20 protein-coding genes are annotated in these 18,796 nt (G+C 64.8%); 6 read left to right on the forward strand and 14 right to left on the reverse strand.

The window, feature by feature from the left end:
- Nucleotides 1-270, reverse strand: a 270-nt coding sequence (locus BW991_RS08655) for a transposase (RefSeq protein ID WP_139335906.1), incomplete at its 3' end; no start/stop codon positions are given.
- A 188-nt stretch (nt 271-458) separates the two neighbouring features.
- Between BW991_RS08655 and BW991_RS23655 the strand changes: the two genes are divergently transcribed.
- The 4 genes from BW991_RS23655 (at nt 459) to BW991_RS08670 (ending at nt 3,884) form a co-directional block, all read left to right on the forward strand.
- A complete protein-coding gene (locus BW991_RS23655; RefSeq protein WP_139335907.1) occupies nt 459-980 on the forward strand; it encodes a GmrSD restriction endonuclease domain-containing protein in 522 nt (173 codons plus the stop codon).
- A gap of 7 nt (nt 981-987) precedes the next feature.
- A complete protein-coding gene (locus BW991_RS08660; RefSeq protein ID WP_076601708.1) occupies nt 988-1,755 on the forward strand; it encodes an AlbA family DNA-binding domain-containing protein in 768 nt (255 codons plus the stop codon).
- 365 nt (nt 1,756-2,120) lie between these two features.
- Complete coding sequence (locus tag BW991_RS08665) at nt 2,121-3,221, forward strand: DUF4365 domain-containing protein (RefSeq protein ID WP_244551647.1); 1,101 nt, start codon at nt 2,121-2,123, stop codon at nt 3,219-3,221.
- A 192-nt stretch (nt 3,222-3,413) separates the two neighbouring features.
- Nucleotides 3,414-3,884, forward strand: a complete 471-nt coding sequence (locus tag BW991_RS08670) for an SOS response-associated peptidase family protein (RefSeq protein WP_088179586.1) — start codon at nt 3,414-3,416, stop codon at nt 3,882-3,884.
- A gap of 226 nt (nt 3,885-4,110) precedes the next feature.
- Here BW991_RS08670 and BW991_RS08675 read toward each other — a convergent pair whose 3' ends face one another.
- The 3 genes from BW991_RS08675 to BW991_RS08685 all read right to left on the reverse strand — a co-directional run bounded on the left by BW991_RS08675 (nt 4,111) and on the right by BW991_RS08685 (nt 6,384).
- On the reverse strand, nt 4,111-4,509 hold the full coding sequence (locus tag BW991_RS08675; RefSeq protein WP_076601711.1) for a rhodanese-like domain-containing protein: 399 nt from the start codon (nt 4,507-4,509) through the stop codon (nt 4,111-4,113).
- 64 nt (nt 4,510-4,573) lie between these two features.
- The gene (locus BW991_RS08680) at nt 4,574-5,383 is read right to left on the reverse strand and encodes a CoA-transferase subunit beta (RefSeq protein ID WP_076601712.1); all 810 of its coding nucleotides are present in this window, start codon (nt 5,381-5,383) and stop codon (nt 4,574-4,576) included.
- On the reverse strand, nt 5,380-6,384 hold the full coding sequence (locus BW991_RS08685) for a CoA transferase subunit A (protein WP_076601713.1): 1,005 nt from the start codon (nt 6,382-6,384) through the stop codon (nt 5,380-5,382). The genes BW991_RS08680 and BW991_RS08685 overlap by 4 nt, the downstream gene beginning before the upstream one ends.
- Before the next feature lie 274 nt (nt 6,385-6,658).
- On the opposite strand from BW991_RS08685, the gene BW991_RS08690 reads away from it, so the two are divergent.
- Nucleotides 6,659-7,696 (forward strand): ABC transporter substrate-binding protein, encoded by a 1,038-nt coding sequence (locus BW991_RS08690; protein ID WP_076601980.1) that lies wholly within the window; start codon nt 6,659-6,661, stop codon nt 7,694-7,696.
- A 12-nt stretch (nt 7,697-7,708) separates the two neighbouring features.
- Nucleotides 7,709-9,313 carry a GMC family oxidoreductase gene (locus tag BW991_RS08695; protein ID WP_076601714.1) on the forward strand — a complete coding sequence of 535 codons (1,605 nt, stop codon included), beginning with the start codon at nt 7,709-7,711 and terminating at the stop codon, nt 9,311-9,313.
- Here the strand turns inward: BW991_RS08695 and BW991_RS08700 are convergent, their stop codons facing one another.
- The 10 genes from BW991_RS08700 to BW991_RS08745 form a co-directional block, all read right to left on the reverse strand.
- Nucleotides 9,314-9,736: a DUF6691 family protein gene (locus BW991_RS08700; RefSeq protein ID WP_076601715.1), complete on the reverse strand. Its 423-nt coding sequence runs from the start codon at nt 9,734-9,736 to the stop codon at nt 9,314-9,316. It lies immediately after the preceding gene.
- Entirely contained in the window at nt 9,733-10,197 is a 465-nt protein-coding gene (locus BW991_RS08705; RefSeq protein ID WP_076601716.1) for a YeeE/YedE family protein, read from the reverse strand. Before BW991_RS08705 ends, BW991_RS08700 begins: the two co-directional genes overlap by 4 nt.
- A gap of 20 nt (nt 10,198-10,217) precedes the next feature.
- Entirely contained in the window at nt 10,218-11,474 is a 1,257-nt protein-coding gene (locus tag BW991_RS08710; protein ID WP_076601717.1) for an OmpP1/FadL family transporter, read from the reverse strand.
- Nucleotides 11,475-12,079: 605 nt separating this feature from the next.
- Nucleotides 12,080-12,640: a phasin family protein gene (locus tag BW991_RS08715; RefSeq protein WP_076601718.1), complete on the reverse strand. Its 561-nt coding sequence runs from the start codon at nt 12,638-12,640 to the stop codon at nt 12,080-12,082.
- Nucleotides 12,641-12,839: 199 nt separating this feature from the next.
- Complete coding sequence (locus BW991_RS08720; RefSeq protein ID WP_076601719.1) at nt 12,840-14,099, reverse strand: 4Fe-4S binding protein; 1,260 nt, start codon at nt 14,097-14,099, stop codon at nt 12,840-12,842.
- Nucleotides 14,096-15,046 (reverse strand): HEAT repeat domain-containing protein, encoded by a 951-nt coding sequence (locus tag BW991_RS08725; protein WP_076601720.1) that lies wholly within the window; start codon nt 15,044-15,046, stop codon nt 14,096-14,098. Before BW991_RS08725 ends, BW991_RS08720 begins: the two co-directional genes overlap by 4 nt.
- Before the next feature lie 6 nt (nt 15,047-15,052).
- Nucleotides 15,053-15,286 (reverse strand): 4Fe-4S dicluster domain-containing protein, encoded by a 234-nt coding sequence (locus tag BW991_RS08730; protein WP_076601721.1) that lies wholly within the window; start codon nt 15,284-15,286, stop codon nt 15,053-15,055.
- A 10-nt stretch (nt 15,287-15,296) separates the two neighbouring features.
- Nucleotides 15,297-17,024 (reverse strand): fumarate reductase/succinate dehydrogenase flavoprotein subunit, encoded by a 1,728-nt coding sequence (locus BW991_RS08735; protein WP_076601722.1) that lies wholly within the window; start codon nt 17,022-17,024, stop codon nt 15,297-15,299.
- A gap of 64 nt (nt 17,025-17,088) precedes the next feature.
- Entirely contained in the window at nt 17,089-17,928 is an 840-nt protein-coding gene (locus BW991_RS08740; RefSeq protein ID WP_076601723.1) for an ABC transporter ATP-binding protein, read from the reverse strand.
- Nucleotides 17,925-18,677 (reverse strand): ABC transporter permease, encoded by a 753-nt coding sequence (locus tag BW991_RS08745; RefSeq protein ID WP_244551648.1) that lies wholly within the window; start codon nt 18,675-18,677, stop codon nt 17,925-17,927. The genes BW991_RS08740 and BW991_RS08745 overlap by 4 nt, the downstream gene beginning before the upstream one ends.
- Nucleotides 18,678-18,796: the final 119 nt, after the last annotated feature.

The raw sequence follows: 18,796 nt of genomic DNA on the forward strand, positions 1-18,796 counted from the left end.
AAAGAGAATGTTGTAGTCGAGCTGCTCGCAAAACTGCCGATCCGAGCGAATGGAGTACAGCGCGATCAGCAATTGCCCCTTGAGCAGGCGCTCGGGCGGGATCGACGGCCGTCCGACACTCGAATACAGCGCATTCAGATCCGCCGAAATGGCTGCGAGCGCCCGATCGGCGAGCTTCTTCACCCGCCGCAGCGGATGATCCGCGGGCACGCGCGACTCGGGCGAGAAGTAATGGAACATCGAGGACTGGGGATCGAGTTGGCCGCGCATCGCTGTCAGGACGGGAGTTTCGGGAATGCCTCTATGACAATCAACTCGTCAGTTCGTTCACTGGGTTTTGCATCACCCTGCTAACTCAGATCGGCACAGACATTCAGCACCTGAAATCGATACTCAACACGCGTCAAAACTTCGTATCAGGTGCCGATTGGGCACGCAATGCGACTCAGCAACTAGATTTGATCTTTGAATACCCGGTTCCCAGCATAGCGGAACTCAAAGACTACATTACCAACGGCAATCAAGGCGGAGCGCTACAAAAGGCACTTGCGCTACCAATGCTCGCCGGTGCGAGAAACGACATTTTCGATCCGTCTGTCAGCTTGTGTTACCCGTCCACAGAACCGATCGAACTGCACCACATTTACCCGAAGAATTGGTGCCGCAACAACCGGACGGGCGATCTGGCAACCATACTCGACTCGCAGCGAGCTGGCCGAGACTTCGTAAATTCCATTGCCAATTTGATGCCGCTAAGTCGCACATCAAACAATGCATGGAAAGATGCGAATCCTGGTCAATTCATCGAGACAAAGCGACTTTCGTTCTCTGCCCTTCGAACGGCGTTAAAGCCTGTTTTCATTGACGAAGAGTGTTTCAGATTGCTCTCATCTGGTAGCCAGGGTATTGCAGGTTTCTGGGGGCGCAGATCGATGCTCATTGCTTCCGACCTCGTAAACCGAGCCACCGTCTCGTTCTGAGTTCGCGATGCTTTCAGTGGGATACCAGAAGCTTATCTGCCAGATTGCTGGCGGTGGGTATCAAGCGAGCCTTTCTGAAGTCTCCGAGTTACTTGAGTTAGACGGTACGCTCGGCGTTCTCGGCAAAGTCAATGTCATTGGTCAATTTCTGGAGTCAATCAATGCCCAGGTAATCCCAGGGCTTGGCAAGGGGGAGGTGGACACCGTCCGCCTGTTCCGCTTTCGCTCACCCCAAGGTGCAAGCGGAGCAGAGGTTATAGAGGGGATTCTTAGAGGCGACGAGTCCCATACCATAGAGTTCAAGTCGACGCTACGCGTTGACCTCCGACGACTAGCTCAGCCCGGACAAACAGCCGCGCAGTGCAAATCCGATGAAGTGCTCCATGCGTCGCTCAAGACAATTGCCGCTTTTATGAACAGCTCCGGTGGGCAGTTGATTATCGGAATCTCGGACGATAAGCAAGTAAATGGACTGCATTATGATTTCGAGTTGCCGGATACAGCGAGTGCGGATAAATTCGAATTACTTCTACGAAACTGCCTGACAGGAAAGTTCAAAGACGGGGGGCTAATAAACGACTATGTGTCCTTAACGTTTGTCGAAACGCACGGACACACTGTTGCAATCATAGAGGTGCTTCCCAGAAGTAGCTTGTCCTTCGTCAAAAAGGACGGACAATATGCTTTATATCGTCGACAGGGCAACCGAACCAATCCCGTCGATATTTCGGATATCGAGGAATTCCTCAAAGCCAGGTGGGGGTTGGCTGGTTAGCGAGGGCGCGTGTCGGCGGGCATTCCAACGATAAGGTGAATGACCCACAATTCGCGGCGAGCTAGTCCGAACTCGAACAGCCTCTTGCGAAGGACTGCTTCTGGTTGGGTGCTTCCGTCAAAGGTGATGCCAAGACCGGACGCAAGCATGAATCACGACCGGCTGCTTTCGGTGACGGTGGCCGAATGCGTACATGGCCAGGAGCGGTCGTTGCGAGTCGACACCCCTAAGCGGGCATCCACTATCGGTATGCGATATGCTAGGCAGTAAGTCGAGCGCTATCTTTCGTGCGCTGTTATTGCGCGCCAAGAAAGCGATTGAGAACCGTCCGGCCTACGTTTTCCATACATCTGATGAGCGATGTTATGGAGCAGCGCCAATGTTACGCAGCAGGGCTGTCGCCCGAAAAAACCAAGTCTGACATTAAATACAGCATCATGCGAACCGTTAAGCGTAGATCTCTAAATCAAGTCAAGGAGGAGATTTCGTATCGAATCCTTCGGCAAAAACTTCCTGAGGCGTGGGTTATGCACGAGTATGGCCCTGACTACGGAATCGACTGTGTCGTTGAGCTATTTGACTATGTCGACGACACAAAGGAAGTGGCGGAAACTCTTGGTGAGCAGTTCTTCGTCCAATTGAAAGGCTCGGACTCGGTTCAATATGCTGAGCGTCGCGCATACTCGCGCGGTAATGTCGCCAAGGGGCTGCTATTAGAGGATACGAGCGAATTCGTTGATATAGATGTCGCCAACTTCCAGTTAGACGTATCCGATCTACTCACGGTAGAGCAGCTCGGGACAGCCGTCCCAGTGCTGTTAATTCTTATTGACATTCAAACAGAGCGAGCGTTTTTTGTTTGCTTGAATGACTACCTTGAGAAGGTCATCCTTCCCGAAGACCCTGCATTCGAGTCGAAAGGCTCAAAATTAATCCAAATCCCTGTACAAAACGAAATACTTCCACGCGAGATTAATCTTGTCGCGCTTCGAGCGTACGGTAAGCGAGCAAAGATGTATGGCGCCTTTACAAAGTTCGCGTTTCAGCAAAAGGAAATACAACGCGCTCGAGGGCTAGTTCGGGCCAACCCTGACACCTCAAAAGATAAGGACATTGACATGCTGAAGGTCTTCGCGGAGAGCTCTTTGCGCCAAGATATCTGGCGAGGGCACGACTTCTGGGAACCAATGGCGTGGAGTTTCCGCGAGCTTGAGGATGTTCTTGCTGCAATCAAAGGCGGATTGCAGCCTGCTGAGATTGAAGCTTTCAAGCAGTACTGCGATTTGCATGTTTGGTATAGGCTCTGCAACCTTGCAAACATGTACGAGGAACTCGTCCGTGAATGGTTCTTGCCTACCGTACTGGCGCAACTCGCATCCTATCCTGACCAGGGCAATCTGCAAAAATCGAATGCCATCTCGTCGTTCAACAAGGACGCTATGTGCTACACGCGCTGCGCCGGTTAACTAAGTTAAGTGGCAGCTTTCGCCTGTCGCGACTTCCGCTTTGGGTCGAAGTACCGTCCCGCGCCCTTGGCGAAAGCAGCCGTTCGAGCGGAATGCCGTGCCAACGTTGGCACCGGCGCCCGATCGACCCCCGCCAGTCAGCCGCGTGATTGCCATTCTCTTTTCAGGTCCGCGGCTTACCAGAGTGCGATCATGTGTGCCGAGTACAACCCCACCCGCAGGACTTCGCTTGAGCGCTTGTCCTGGGGACGTCACACCGTCGGGCCGCCGGATTTCGCCTATGGCGAGACCTTCCCCGGCGGCATCGCCCCATTCCTCGCTAACATCCTGCCGACCGAATGGCTACCGGGCATGTTCGGGCTTATTCCCCATTGGGGCGGTCCGAGCAAGCTCTTCCGCATGACCTACAACGCCCGCGCGGATACGGTCTCGGACAAACCCAGCTACCGCGATGCCTGGCGCAAGCGCCAGTTCGGGTTGATTCCGGTGGAGAGCTTCTTCGAGCCCGCTTACGGAACCGGCAAGGCCGTGCGCTGGCGCGTCGAACGTGCCGACGGGGCTCCGTTCGCGCTGGCCGGCATCTGGGAGCGCAGGCTCAACGACGAAGTCCGGCGTACTGGTTGTTCGCGATGCTCACGATCAACGCCGACGACCATCCGCTGATGAAGCGCTTCCACAAACCTGGGGACGAAAAACGCAGCGTCGTCGGAAGATTACGAGCCGTGGTTGCATGCCCGCACGGAAGCGGAAGCTCGCTCGTTACTCCAGCCCTTCGATGCAGAAGCGATGGTGGCCGTACCAGCTCCAGTGACGAGAACGTAAAAGCGCCCGTCAAATTGGGCATTTCTCGGGAAGCGTCGACTTCTCGACCTCAATCGTCAGAAACAGCTCATTTCCCCTGCGGATAAGCCACCGGAAGCTGCGCCTTCTTCCACGCGGAGAACCCCTCCTCGAGGTGGCTCACGCGCGGCAGGCCCATGCGCGCGAGCTGCGCCGTGGCGAGGGCCGAGCGCCATGCGCTGGCGCAATACAGAATGAAGCGCCGGCCGGAGGCGAACACTTCCTTGTGGTAGGGGCTGTCGGGATCGACCCAGAATTCCAGCATTCCGCGCGGGGCGTGGAAGGCTCCGGGGATCATTCCTTCGCGCTGCAGTTCGCGCACGTCGCGAATATCGACGAACAGCACGTCCGGGTCGTCGAGGAGGCGGGCAGCCTCGTCGCGCGGGATGGCATCGACCTGGGCGTTCGCTTCCGCCAGCAGGGCCTGGTAGCCGAGTTTCAGTTCCATGATGGGTAGGGCTCCGAAGTATTGAAGGATTGAACCGGCAGGTGCTGCTGCCGTGTTGCCGGCATCAGGAGCGCCGCAGCATTCCGGTTGCATCGACGCGGCGCAGGGCGGCGAGTTCGGACGGGGTCGGTTCGGGCACGACGTGGGCGTCCGGCGAGACCTTCAGGTCCCATCCGGTATTGCCGAGGATTTCCTCGACGCTGGAGAAGGGGAACCAGGCGTCCAGGCGGAACTCGCGCGTGACCGGATCCGGACGCAGGATGCCCAGCGTCGTGATGATCGCGGCCGGGCCGCCGCCGATGAAGCCGTGGCGGTCGCGCGCGTCGCCGCCGTCGAGATAGCCCGGCGAGGTGACGTAGCTCACCTTGTTCACGAAGCGCTTGGGTTCGTGGTTGAGCATGATCACGTAGCGCTTGGCGCCGCAGGCGATGTCGTTGGCGCCGCCTGCGCCGGTCAGGCGAGTCTTGGGCAGGCGATAGCTGTCGCCGATATGCCCGTCTTCGCCGTCCCAGATCCCGGTGGTGTTGACGTTGCCGAAGCGGTCGACCTGCGCGGCGCCGATGATCCCGACGTCGCAGCGCCCGGAGGCGACGAGGCAGCCGAGGGCGTCGAGGCAGCTGGTGAAGCTCGTGGCGTTGCTCGAGATGCGGTTGCATTCGATTCCCCACGGCAGGCCGCCCACCGGTTCGGCGCCGTAGATCCCGCCTTCGGTCATGGCCCTGACGTTGGGCGCGTGATGGGCCTGCGCGAAGTAGCCGGCAAGCATCGACAGGCCGACGCCGAAGATTGCGAGTTCGCCGTCGCGGATCTCGCGTCCCGTCGCGATGGCCATCATCTCCTGGCGCGTGCAGGGCAGGGTTTGTGCGACGCTCATTGCGCGGTCTCCAGCGTGCTTTCGGCGATCAAGGACAGCACTTCGGCGTGCGGCTTGATCCATTGGCGATAGGGGTCGAGCAGGAATCCGGTCGAGGTCTGCGACAGCGCCGCGACCTTGTCGCGCCCGATCAGGTCGAGGTAGGTGTCGATGTCGGCGTAGGGCTCGACGAAGGAGTCGATGTAGGCCTCGGTGCCGGCGACGGTCGCGAGGGCGGTGTTCATCGCCTTCATGTGTTCTTCGTCGACGTCGTACATCCCCGGCGAGCCCTGCGGCCAGGCGCCGAAGGGCCAGTAGACGACGGCCTCGACGATGATGTCGGGGATGCGCACGAGGTTCGGGTACTGGCGGATGCAGGCGTCGTCGACGATCGCATCGGCGATCAGCACGACGCGCTTTGCGGCGCGGGACAACTCGTAGCGGCTCCACTCGGTGCCGAGCATGATCGCGTTGCCGGCCGGGTCGGCGAGGGTGACGTGAATCGCGGCGAGGTCCGGTTCGAGCGACCTGAGGGCGCCGATGGTGCGGCCGGAGAAGGGATCGGTGACGGCGGGGATCTTGTCCGCAGCGGGGTATTCGTCGGGGGCGAAGGCGCTGCGGTGTTGCAGGTCGGAGCCGATATTCACCGTCGCGGGCACGAAGGGCAGGCGCAGGGCGCCGCCGAGGAGGCGCAGCGCCATCGCGAGGTTGGAATAGTCCTCGAGTGCGAGATCGCCGCTTTCCACGGCCCGCCGCAGGCCGTTGGCAAAGCCGAAGACCTCCAGCCCGGTGAAGCCGCATTCGGCGTGCGTCGTTGCGCCGGCCGCGGCCAGCAGGTTGAGCTGCTGGGTGTTGCAGTGAAAGATCGAATGCAGATTGCGCCGTTTCTGGCGCAGCAGTTCGCGGCCGAAAACGATGGCGTCCGAGCCGACCGGCAAGGCGGCGCCGCTGGCGTACTGCATGCCGTCCCAGGTGTAGCGGCGGACCGCCTCCGACAGCGATATGAGTTTGTTGCGCGACATGTTTTCCAATTCACGAGTGATGCTGAATGAATTGCGACTGTATTGCTGCAGGCGTCGACGGGGAACCAATAAAAAATGCATTGCATATTCGCGACCGGCGATCGGATTGCGCATGTGTGTTGCCGCACGAAAATCGTAAGCAGTTCTTCGTGTTTGTGCGGCTTGATGTCGGCGACATAGAGTCGTTTCAGGGCGAACGGTCCATGGCGAGCACATGCGAATGCCCGCCGAGTCCGGGGCGCCCGGCTTTGGAAACGTCACCATGGAGAAGAACATGATGTTGCACACCCTGCGCCGTCGCTGCGCGTCCGCGCTCGCCGCCCTAGTAGTCGGAGTCGCGGGCGTCGCCCATGCCGCCGCGGCCGAAACGCTGCGCGTCGGCTACCTGCCCATCGGCACCCACGGCAAGTTCATGATCGCCAAGGAGCGCGGCTTCTATCGCGACGAGGGCCTCGATGTCGAACTCGTGGAGTTCGTCAATTCCGCCGATGGATTGAATGCGCTGGTGGCAAAAAAGATCGATGTCGGCGCATTCGGCACGTCGGCGCCGCTCGTCCACGTGTCGAAAGGGGCGGACATCAAGATCATCGGCGGCATCACCAGCGGCGGGTCCTCGTTTATCGCGCGGCCCGAGACGGCGGCGACGATCAAGACGCCCGCCGACCTGAAGGGCAAGAAGATCGCCACGGTGCGCCTGTCGACGGTGGATGCGATCCTGCGTGCAGCGCTGCGCGATGCCGGCCTCGACTGGAAACGCGACGTGCAGATCTTCGAACTGAAGAGCGCGCCGGCCGTGGCCGAGGCGGTCAAGTCCCGCCAGGTCGATGTGGGCGCGCTGTGGGGGCCGCATGACCTGCGGGCGGAGAAGGAAGGCATGAAGATCCTTTTCTACTCGCACGAACTGTATCCGGCGCACGTTTGTTGCCGCATCATCGTCGGCCGCAACAGCGATCCGGCCACCGGCGAGAAATTCCTGCGGGCCATCCTGCGTGCCGAGAAGTACGCCGCGGAGCACCGCAAGGAGACGATCGACATCCTCGCCAAGTACGTGCGCATCGACCGCGACGTGCTGGAGAAGGATTTCTACGATCCCTACAAGGACAACAGCAGCGACCCGTACCTGAAAGGGCTGCGCCAGTTCTGGACGGTGATGGAAGACAGCGGCTTCCTCGAAGGCAAGGGGCGCAGCGTGGATGGCGCCGTGGACCTCGGGCTGTACGAACGGGCACTCACCGGCCTCGCCCGCGAGAACCCCGGTGACCCGTTCTGGCAGAAGCTCATCGCGGATTTCAAGTCGAAGAACCCGGCCTGAGGCGGCGATCCCATGTCCGATCACGACTACATCATCGTCGGTGGCGGCAGTGCGGGTTGCGTGCTCGCGAACCGGCTGAGCGCCGACGGCCGCCATCGCGTCGCGCTGATCGAGGCGGGCGGCGCCGGCCGTCATCCGTCCTTCCACATCCCGGTCGGCTACGTGTGGAATCGCGCCCATCCGCGCGGCAACTGGCTGTTCCACAGCGAGCCGGAACCTTCCAGCGGCAACCGGGCCATCCTCTGGCCGCGCGGCAAGGTGCTGGGCGGCTCGTCGGCCATCAACGGCCTGCTCTACGTTCGCGGCCAGCCGCAGGACTACGACGCCTGGCGCGAGCTCGGCAATCCGGGCTGGGGTTGGGCCGACGTGCTGCCGTATTTCCGCCGCTCGGAGGACCAGGTCCGCGGCGCCGACGCCTTCCACGGCGTGGGCGGGCCGCTCGGCGTGAGCGACGTGTCCGTGCGTCATCCGCTGGCGGAAGCGTATATCGCGGCGGCGCGTGCGTCCGGCCTGCCGCTGCGCGAGGATTTCAACGGCGACGTGCAGGAGGGGGTCGGCTACTTCCAGATGACGGTGCGCAAGGGGGTCCGCAGCAGCACCGCGAATGCCTATCTGCGCCCCGCGCTGAAGCGCAGCAACCTGCGCGTGGTGACGAATGCGCAGGTCACCCACGTGCTGTTCGAAGGCCGCCGCGCGACGGGTGTCCGCGTGCGGGTCGGCGGGCGCGACATCGAATTGAAGGCGGCGCGCGAAGTGATCCTGAGTGCCGGGGCCGTGCAGTCGCCGGCCTTGCTGCAGCGTTCGGGCGTCGGCAGCGCGACGCGCCTTCAGGAACTGGGCATCCCGGTCGTGGCGCACCTGCCGGGGGTCGGCGCGAATCTCCAGGATCATTACATGGTGAGCCTGACCTACCGGGTCGGGGGCGTGGAGACGATCAACGAGGCGACGCGCGGTTGGCGCCTGCTGCGCGAAATCGCCCGCTACGGCTGGCGGCGTCGCGGCCTGCTGGCGACAAGCGCGGCCCACGTCAACGCGTTCCTGAGCACCGGGACACCCATCGGCCGGTCCGACATCCAGCTTCATGTCATGCCGGCGACCTTCGATTTCGCGACTGGCAAGACCGAACGCGAACCCGGTCTGACCTGCGGTGTGTGCCAGTTGCGCCCCGAGAGCAGGGGCGAGATCTTCATCGACGGCGCCAATGCGCTGGCGCCACCGAAGATCCGCCCGCGTTACCTGAGCGCCGAAAGCGATCGGCAGACGCTGTTGGCGGGCTTGCGACAGGCGCGCAGGATCGGCGAGCAGGCCGCCATCGCGCGCTATGTGCGCCACGAGTTGCTGCCGGGACGGCATGTCGCGAGCGATGACGACTGGCTCGCGTTTGCGCGCGAGACCGGCAAGACGCTGTATCACCCCGTGGGAACCTGCGCGATGGGGACGGGCGGCGACGCCGTGGTGGATTCGCGCCTGCGTGTGCATGGGCTCGACGGCCTGCGGGTGGTCGATGCGTCGGTGATGCCGCTGCTGGTGTCCGGCAACACGAATGCGCCCACGATCATGATCGCCGAGCGGGCGGCGGATCTGGTGCTGCAGGACGCGGCGCAGCGGGACGGGTGATCAGTGCGGCGGACCTTTCGGCAACTTGCCCGCGACGCATAGCCCGGCAAGCATGGCGACCACCACTGCGACCGCCGGCCCGTAGCCCAGCCCGATCCCGACCAGTGCGGGACCGGGGCAGAACCCCGCCAGGCCCCAGCCGACACCGAAGAGTGCGCTGCCGGCGAACAGGCGGCGATCGGCGGCACGTCGCGGAGGCAGTTGCATCGCTGCGCCGAGCCATGTGTCGTTTCGGTGCTCGGCGGCGGCGAAGCCGAACCGCGCTGTTGCGATCGCGCTGATCATCACGAGGGCGAGCGACGGATCCCACTCGCCCGCGAGATCGAGGAAGGCCAGCACTTTCTGCGGATCGGTCATGCCCGCGAGTAGCAGACCGATGCCGAATACGACGCCTGCGAGCAGGGCCATGCCGAGCTTGGTCATGCCGCACCCCCGAGCACGTGACGGCCGACAAACACCGTCGCCAATCCGGCGCTGACGAAGATCAGGGTCGCCCACAGCGAGCGTTTCGACAGCCGCGCCAGCCCGCACACGCCGTGGCCGCTGGTGCAGCCGTTGGCGAGGTGAGTTCCGACCCCGACGAGGAAGCCGGCGATCAGGAGCCGTCCCCAGCTCAGGGCAGGATGCGTCGGGGCCGTCGCGGACTCCGACGGCAGGCCCACACCGGGGAGCCAGGCATGCAGCAGCAGGGGCGACAGCAGCAGGCCGGCCAGGAAGGCGATCTGCCAGCCGGCGCGGCCGCGCGTGCGCAGCGCACCGCCGAGGATGCCGCTGACGCCGGCGACGCGGCCGTTGGCCAGAACCAGCAGGCTGGCGGCCGCGCCGATGAGGGTCCCGCCGGCAAGTGCCTGCCAGGGGGTGAAGGCGGACCAGGCGATACTCATGCGCGCTTGCTCCGGGTGCCTTACAGCTTCCACGTGTAGGCGAGGCCGAGGATGTCTTCCTGCAGATGGATGTTCGCCTCGCCGCCGCCGAACGCTGCTGGAATCGAGTTGTTTCCATGCAGGGTGGTCTTCGGGGCATGCGTGTAGCTGACGCTCCATTCGCCGCCGGCATTCGGCTTCCAGCTCGCACCGATGCTCCAGTGGTCGCGCACCACGCCGGGGGCGAGGATGTTGAAGAAGGTCTGGTCATCCGGGATGGGCTGTTGTGCGTGGCTGTAGCCCACGCGCAGGGTGAGTTTCGGGTCGTATTCGTAGACCACGCCGAACTTCCACACCGAGATGTCGCGCCAGCCGAAGCCCGCGCCGTCGGAGCTCCCGAGGCGATTGCCCGCGAACAGTTTCTGCAGCGAGTTGCCGACCGATTTCACGTCACCGTATTCGATGCGCTGCCAGTCGGTCGCCAGCGTCAGCGCCGGGGTGACCTTCCACGCCGCGCCGACGCCGTAGCTGGCGGGGATGTCGAAACCGCCGCCTTCCGCGAACAGGCCCTTGTAGCGGTCGAAGTCGCCGGTCTCGACCCGCGACGACCAGCTGGCCCCGAGCGAGAGCGTCGGCGTGATTTGTCCGATCCAGCCCAGTTTCACGCCCCAGCCGACGGAACTGTCGTGCCCCCGATTGGTGACCGATCCGGGGTGTTGCGAGACGAAGGCGTTGTCGAAGGCGCCGAGGCCCTTCGCTTCGAAGCGATGGTAGGCGAGGGTGACCGCCGCGCCGAGCGCATGGCGTTCGTTCGGCTTCCAGGCGAGCGATGGGGTCAGGAACAGGTGCGCCAGATCGACGCCGGCGTCGCCGGTCGAACCGAAGGCGCCGAACGGATTGCGCGAGTAGTCGCTGCTCATGCCGCCGTTACCATACGCGGCGAAGCCGAATGCCACGGCGGGTGCGATCTGGCGTACGTAGCCGATTTCCGGGATGAAGTAGTTGGAAGTGCCGTCGCCGGAATACTTGCCGTCCGCGCCGAACGTATTGCCGGAAATCTCGGCGCCGCGCGCGGGCTTGAACCAGTTCACGCCGACGTCGAGGCGATCGCCGACGAGTGCCGTGCCGGCGGGGTTCACCGCCGCCGCCAGACCGTCCTGCGGCAGGGCGACGGCCACCCCGGCAACGGCCTGCGAGCGCACGCCGATTCCATGCGCGAAATAGCCGTTGGTCGCCGATGCCGTGGCGGGAAATGCGAGCGCGGCAGCAACGGCCAGCGCGGTGCGATTCAGCTTCATGCAATTCTCTCTGTGTATTAGATTGAGGTATGACAGGTCCGGAAACCCTTGTGGGCGGGCTTTTCAGGACGGCAGGCACGACTTTGCCGGGGGGTCGTAGATCAACAAACCATTTATTTCTAATATGCAAATCACGCGGATGGGATTCGCGATATGTGCCGCGGGAGCCATGGATCTGTTCGGCGAAATCGACGACCGCGGCCGGAGCGGGATCGTCGGGTCCTTGCCTGGATAGGCGTCGAGTGCTGGCAATTAACCGAGCAAGCAATTGTGCGATGTCAGGTTGAGTGCGGCACTGTCGCTCCCTCCCCTTCAAGGGGGCGGAGGCGGGGTTTCGCGGAGCACCGCTCCGCGCCGCCGTAGCGGCGGAGCGAAGCGGAGACTCCCGGGTTGGGGTGGGGATGGGTTAAGCAGGCGTCGCCGAAACCCATCCCCCTCCTAGCCTCCCCCTTGAAGGGGGAGGAACAAGGTGCCCGCTCAGACTTCAGGTAGTTCTGACATCCGGCCGGGATTCTGACCCGAGCGAGGCGATTCCGAAGGCGGCTGGCCGTCAAGCGGGAAGCGCCTTGCCGGCGCTCCCGTCATGCGGATGAGGACGAATCGCCTCAGGCGGCCTTGCTCGCGGCGTGCGAGGATTGCTTCGACGAGGCGCTCTTGATCGCTGCGCCGGCCGCAGCGACGTTCGCGTCTGCAATTTCGGCGACCTTGCGGCTCGTGTGACTGATGTTGTCGAGGGTGGATCGGGTGACAGACAGGGCCGATTTCACGGCCGCGATGCCCGGTTCCGAACCGCTGGGCGCGTTCTTCGCAACGTCGTCGAGCAGTTCGGCGAGCGACTTGGTGAAGTCGCCGATCAGCGCCTCGCCCCGCTGGCCGATTTCATGCTGCGTACGGGAGACGATCTCGTACAGGCCGCGCGACCATGCGATGGCCTGCTCGATGCCGGGCTGGGAGATCGCGCCGCCGAGCGCCCAGACTTCCTGCGGTTCCTTCGCCTCGGACAGGGCACGGACGCGCGAGAGTCCGTGTTCGAGCGTGTTGCGAGCGGTTTGCAGGTTCAGTGCGGCGGCCTGCTCCACGGCGGTGAAGGTCGAATTCGCAATGGCGTGTGCGCCATCCAGCGAGTGTTTGGCGAGGTTGCCGAGGTATTTGTTGCTGTAGGACATTTGACTGGCTCCGGGTGCGTGTTGAACTGAGTGCGGGTATGCCGTCTGCCGAACCCTGCCGTCACGAGGGGACTGAGGATCCGTTAGTGCAGTGCAGCATACGAGCCCAGTATGGTTGCGCGCCGGGAGCTTTGGAAATATGACTTTCTGCTATCGATATTCACCTCGGGTGAGCTGGACCCGCGGGTGTCGGCGCTCTTCAGGCTGCGAAGGAGTGGGGGGCGAACTGCCACGCGAGGGCCAGCACGGCGCTTCCCGCAATGAAGCCCGTCCGTGCAGCAGTGCCGTCGCGCAGAATCACGCAGCCGGCACGGGCTGACCATAGCGTGGCCGGCAGCAGCACGGCGGCGCGCAGCCAGGGCAGCAGCGGGGCGACCACGAACCCTTCATCGTGAAGGATGTGCAGCGCATGTTCCACCGCGCCGAGAAAAAGGCCGAAACCGCCGAGGGGAATCAGCGCGTAGGCCAGGCGGGTCGCGGTGAGGCGCCGGCCGCCGCTGGCCGCCGCCAGCAGCAGGGCCGTCCCGCCGCCGAGCACCAGCGCGGGCAGCAGGACGGCGGCGACCGCGGCGGGCACCGCGGGAAGGCCGCTGGCGAGCAGTGCGTGGTGCCAGGGGCTGTGTTGCCAGTACAGGGCGCCGTAGAGCAGGCCGATGAGGACGAAGACGATGCCCGCCGCTTCCCACGGCCGCGCCTCGTCCTCGCGTAGTGCCGCGATCTCCTCGCCCGGCGCGCGCCAGGCCAGGGCGACGGCGTTGCGGTGGCCGCTGCAGCGGGCGCACATGTTGCACTTCTCGTTGCTGCGGAGACGCCGGACGTCGAGCAGGGCGGGGCAGTCCACCGGCTTCGGGATCGGCCGCGGCGCGGCATCCCACGCGGAGCGGTCGACGCGGAAGTGCAGCACGGCACAGCGGGCGAGCAGCGAGAAGACGCCGCCCACCGGGCAGGCGTAGCGGCACCAGACGCGCTTGCCGCGCCCGACGAAGACCCCGCAGGCGAGCGCCAGAGCGCTCATCGTGCCGACCGCGAGCAGGGTGCCGCGCGGCGTGTCGTGCGCCTGCAGCGCGTATTCGAATACCGTGATGACGGCGAAGGCCGCGAGCGGCAGCGCCGGCCAGCGCAGCCAGCCGGGAATCTTGCCGCCCTTGCCGTGGCGGCTGGCGAATTCGGTCAGCGTGCCGTCGGGGCACAGCAGGCCGCACCAGAACTGGCCGATCAGCATCACCGACAGGATCACGCCCGGCCACCACACGCCCCAGAACAGCGCCTCGGCGAAGCGGCCCAGGCTGTGGAGGACGCCGCCACTCGCGTCATCCGCCGGCACCAGCGCCGGCACGATCAGCAGCACGAGGTAGAGCCCGACGAACGCCCACTGCACCACGGCAATCGCCGGCCGGTTGTCGCGCAGGGCGTCACCGAAGCGGCGGGGCCAGCGGGAGATGGGCGCTGTACGGTTCATGTCTTCGCAGTCAGTTGCGCAAGGGCACGCCCGGCGATCTTGCGCACCTCGACGTCGGGGTCCGCCGCTGCCCGCTCCAGGGCCGGAATCGCCGCGGCATCGCCGATGGCGCCGAGGGCGCTGGCCGCTTCCTTGCGCACGTTGCTGATCGGGTGGTCGAGCGCCTCGCCGAGGGCGGGGATCGCCTGCGCCACGCGATAGGCGCCGAGTGCTGCGGCCGCTTTCTGCCGCACTTCCCAGGACGGGTCCGCAAGGGCGGCGATCAAGGAATCGGTGGCATCGGGGGGACGTACCCGGCCGAGGGTGATCGCGGCCTCGTGGCGCACCTGCCAGTCGCTGTCCTTCAGCGCGCGCAGCAGCGAAGGCAGGGGACTGCCCGCCGGGGCGAAGGTGAGGGCGGCGACCGCGGCCTTGCGCACCGCCGGGTCGGCATCCTCGACGATGCGCCGTTCGAGCGCCGCCAGCGCGGTGTCGTTCTTCAGATAAGCCAGCACGCCGACAGCCGCGCGGCGCACGGCGGGCAGGGCGTCGTCGAGCGATGCCAGGGCGGGCGCCAGCGCGTCGGGATGGCGCAGCTGGCGCAGGCCGGCGAGCACCGCGGCGCGGGCCTCGCCCTGCACCCGGGGCAGGTTGCGCAGCAACGCCGGTGCGGCTGCCGGGTCGAGGATTTCGGCGAGGGCCGTGCTTGCCGCGGCGATGACGTCCTCGTCGGGGTCTCCGAGAAGCGCAACCAGCGCATCGATCGCTGCGTCGTCGGATGCGCCCTCCAGGGCGAGGGCGGCTTCGAGACGCACGCCGGCGTCGGCGTCGCGGGCCGCGAGGCTGAACAGCTCCGGGTAGTCGTCGGCATAGTCGGCGATGTCGCGCAGGGCGATGCGCCGCACGGCGGGGTCGCCGTCCGTCAGGCGCGGCAGGGCAGCGGCGATTTCGGGATCGTAGTCACTCATAAGGCATCAGCGCAGCAGGTAGGGGATTTCAACCCGGATCGCCTTGGTCGGGCAATCGTGTTCGCACGGCAGGCAGTACCAGCACTCGTCATAGGCCATGCGGACCTTGCCCTGCGCCGGGTCGAGCACGAGGATGTCGGTGGGGCAGACGTCGATGCAGACGCGGCAGCCCTTGTCGGCGATGCACTTGTCCGGGTCGACGATGACGGAGGCGATGCCGCGGTTTTCGATGGTAGGCATGGAGTCTTCCTCAGGCGGCGACGGAGTCGTCGACCCGCAGCTGGTCGTAGGCATCGCGCTCGTCGGCGTCGATGGGATAGAGATAGGGCGGCACCGGGCGCTTGAAGCATTCCGGCCGACCATCGGCGCCCTTCCTGACCTCGACGAAGTGGAACCAGTCGGCGTCGTTGCGCTCCGGGTAGTCGGTGCGATAGTGGTACAGGCCCCAACGGCTCTCGGTGCGGTAGAGCGAGGCGGCAGCGGCCAACTCGGCACAGTCGAGGATCGCGTGCACCTCCATCGCGCGCATCAGCTCGTGGGGATTGTTCGCCTTGATGTGCTCGAGGTCGGCGCGGATTTCGGCGAAGCGCTGCAGTCCGATCAGCATCTTGCGCGTGACCTTGGGCGGCTGCAGGTAGTCGTTCACCATGCGGCGCAGCTTGTATTCGATCTGCGTCGGCGGGATGCCTTCCTCGCGCAGCAGCGGTGCGAAGATGCGTTCCCGCTCGGCTGCGACGACGGCTTCGTCCACCTCCGGGAGTTCCTTGTCGGCGATGAAGTCCACCGCATCCTCGCCCGCGATCTGGCCGAAGACCATCGCGCCCAGCATGTAGTTGTGCGCGACGTTGCACAGGTCGCCCGCGGCGTAGAGGCCGGGCACCGTGGTCCGCGCGTGTTCGTCCACCCACACGCCGGAGGCGCTGTGCCCCCCGCACAGGCCGATCTCGGAGATGTGCATCTCCACCAGGTCGTTGCGGTAGTCGGTGCCGCGTCCCGCGTGGAAGAGGCCGCGCGTCGGGCGCTCGGTGATGTGCAGGACGTTTTCGATCTTCGTCACCGTCTCGTCGGCGAGGTGGTCGAGTTTGAGGAACACCGGCCCGTTGCCGCCTTCGAGCTCGCGCCAGAACTCCAGCATCATCTGGCCGCTCCAGTAGTCGCTCTTGATGAAGCGCTCGCCCTTGGCATTCACCGTGTAGCCGCCGAAGGGGCCGGTGACGTAGGCGCAGGCGGGGCCGTTGTAGTCCTTGATCAGCGGGTTGATCTGGAAGCATTCGAGGCCCGACAGTTCGGCCCCGGCGTGATAGGCCATGCTGTAGCCGTCACCGGCGTTGGTCGGGTTCTCGTAGGTGCCGAACAGGTAGCCCGAGGAAGGCAGGCCCAGGCGGCCGGCGGCGCCGGTGCACAGCACCACCGCCTTGGCGCGGATCACGACGAACTCGCCGCTGCGCGAATCGAGCGCCATCGCCCCCGCGATGCGGCCATCGTTGCCGACCAGCAGGCGCGTCGTGGTGAGGCGGTTGCTGACCGCCACGCCCTGCTTGCGCAACTGCTTGAAGATCACCTTCTTGACGTTGTAGCCCTCGGGCATCGGCAGCACGTAGGCGCCCAGGTGATGCACCTTCTTCACCGCGTAGTCGCCCGTCTCGTCCTTTTCGAACTTGACGCCCCACGAATCGAGCTCGCGGATCATGTCGTGGCTGCGCACTGCGTAGGCGTTGATCGCCGCCTGGTTCACGATGCCGTCGTTGGCGATGGTGATTTCCTTGACGTACTGCTCGGGCGTTGCGTGGCCGGGGATGACGGCGTTGTTCACGCTGTCCATGCCCTCGGCGATCGCGCCCGCGCGCTTGACGTTGGCCTTGTCCAGCAGCAGCACCTTCAGGTGCGGCGCCTTCGCTTTCGCCTTGATCGCCGCGATGGGGCCGGCCGTGCCGCCGCCGATGACGAGGATGTCGACGGTGAGTTCTTTTGTGCTCATGGTGCTTGTTCCCAGGATGTTCGAAAAGCGGCGCCATGCGGCGCCAAGTGGAGCGCGGCGGCTTTCAGGCTTCGACCGGGAGCTCGATGCGTGCGACTTCGAGGCCGCCCACGAGCGACTGCCGCACCTCGTCCTGCACGAGCGCGAGGCAGCGCTTCTTCAGGGCGATGAATTCGGGCGACACGCTGATGTCCTCGGGGCGCGGGCGCGGCAGATCGACGACGATCTCCTCGCGTATGCGCCCCGGCCGATGCGTCATCACCAGCACGCGGTCGGAAAGCACCAATGCTTCGTCGATGTCGTGGGTGACGAACAGCACCGTCGGCCGCAGGCGTCCCCAGATACCCAGCAGCAGTTGCTGCATGCGCTCGCGCGTCTGTGCGTCGAGGGCGCCGAAGGGTTCGTCCATCAGCACCACGCGCGGGTTATTGATCAGCACGCGCGCAATCTCCACCCGCTGCTGCATGCCGCCCGAGAGCTGCGCGGGGTAACGGTCGGAGAACCCCCTGAGGCCCACCAGTTGCAGGAACTCCTCCGCCCGTTCGCGGCGTTCGCGCCGGCCGACGCCGCTCATCTTCAGGCCGAAGGCGACGTTGTCCAGCGCGGTGCGCCACGGCAGCAGCGAATGGTGCTGGAACACCATGCCGCGGTCCGGGCCCGGACCCGACACCGCTTCGCCATCGACGCGCAGCCGCCCGTTGCTCGGCTGCAGGTAACCGGCCACCGCATTGAGCAGCGTCGATTTGCCGCAGCCCGACGGCCCGATGATGCTGACGAACTCGCCGCCCGCGATCGTCGTGGTGATGTTGCGCACGGCCTCGAAACGCACCTTGCCGGGCAGGTGGATGGCGATGTCGTCCAGTTCGATACGCCCGGCCTTCTGCGTGGAAACGGCGGCGCTCATGCGTGACGCTCCTGGATGCGGTACCACGGCATCAGCAGCCGCCCGAGCAGCTTGATCAGGCCGCTGCTGGCCATGCCGAAGGCGCCGATGAAGAGCATGCCGACGACGATGTCCGCATAGTTCTGCAAGGTGTAGGACTCCCACGTGTAGTAGCCGATGCCGTACTGGCCGGCGATCATCTCCGCCGTGACCAGGCAGAACCACGACGTGCCCATGCCAATGGCAAGGCCGGTGACGACGCTGGGCAGCGCGCCCGGCAGCACCACTTCGGCGAATACCGACCAGCGCCCGGCACCCAGGCTGCGCGACGATGCGATGAGGCGCCGGTCGATCGCCTCGACGCCGTGGATGGTATTGAGCAGCACCGGAAACAGCGCGCCCATGAAGGTGATGAAGATCATGCTCAGCTCGGACGACGGAAACATCAGGATCGCGAGCGGAATCCACGCCACGCCCGGAATCGGCCGCATCACCTCCAGCGGCGGCAACAGCGTGTCCTCCAGCCAGCGCGAGCGCCCGATCACTAGGCCCAGCGCGATCCCCAGCAGCGCGGCCACACCGAAGCCGGCAAAGACGCGGATCAGGCTGTTGGTGACATGGGCGAACAGCTTGGGCGACTGGAACAGGCCCCAGGCGGCGGCCGCGACCTCGGTCGGCGCCGGCACGAAGCGGAACGTGACGATGCCCAGGTCGAGGTGATGCACCGCGGCGGCCTGCCAGAAGGCGACGCACAGGATCAGGGCCAGCACGCGCAACGCAATCCGATCGAGGCGCAAGCCCGCCCACCAGCCCGCCAGGAAACCCCCGCGGGGGATTTCCGGCGCGGCAGGTGCCGTCGCTGATGCCGCTGCAGGTGAAAGTGCGAGGG

It is taken from the genome of Aromatoleum tolulyticum (assembly GCF_900156155.1).
Taxonomy (GTDB): Bacteria; Pseudomonadota; Gammaproteobacteria; order Burkholderiales; family Rhodocyclaceae; genus Aromatoleum; species Aromatoleum tolulyticum.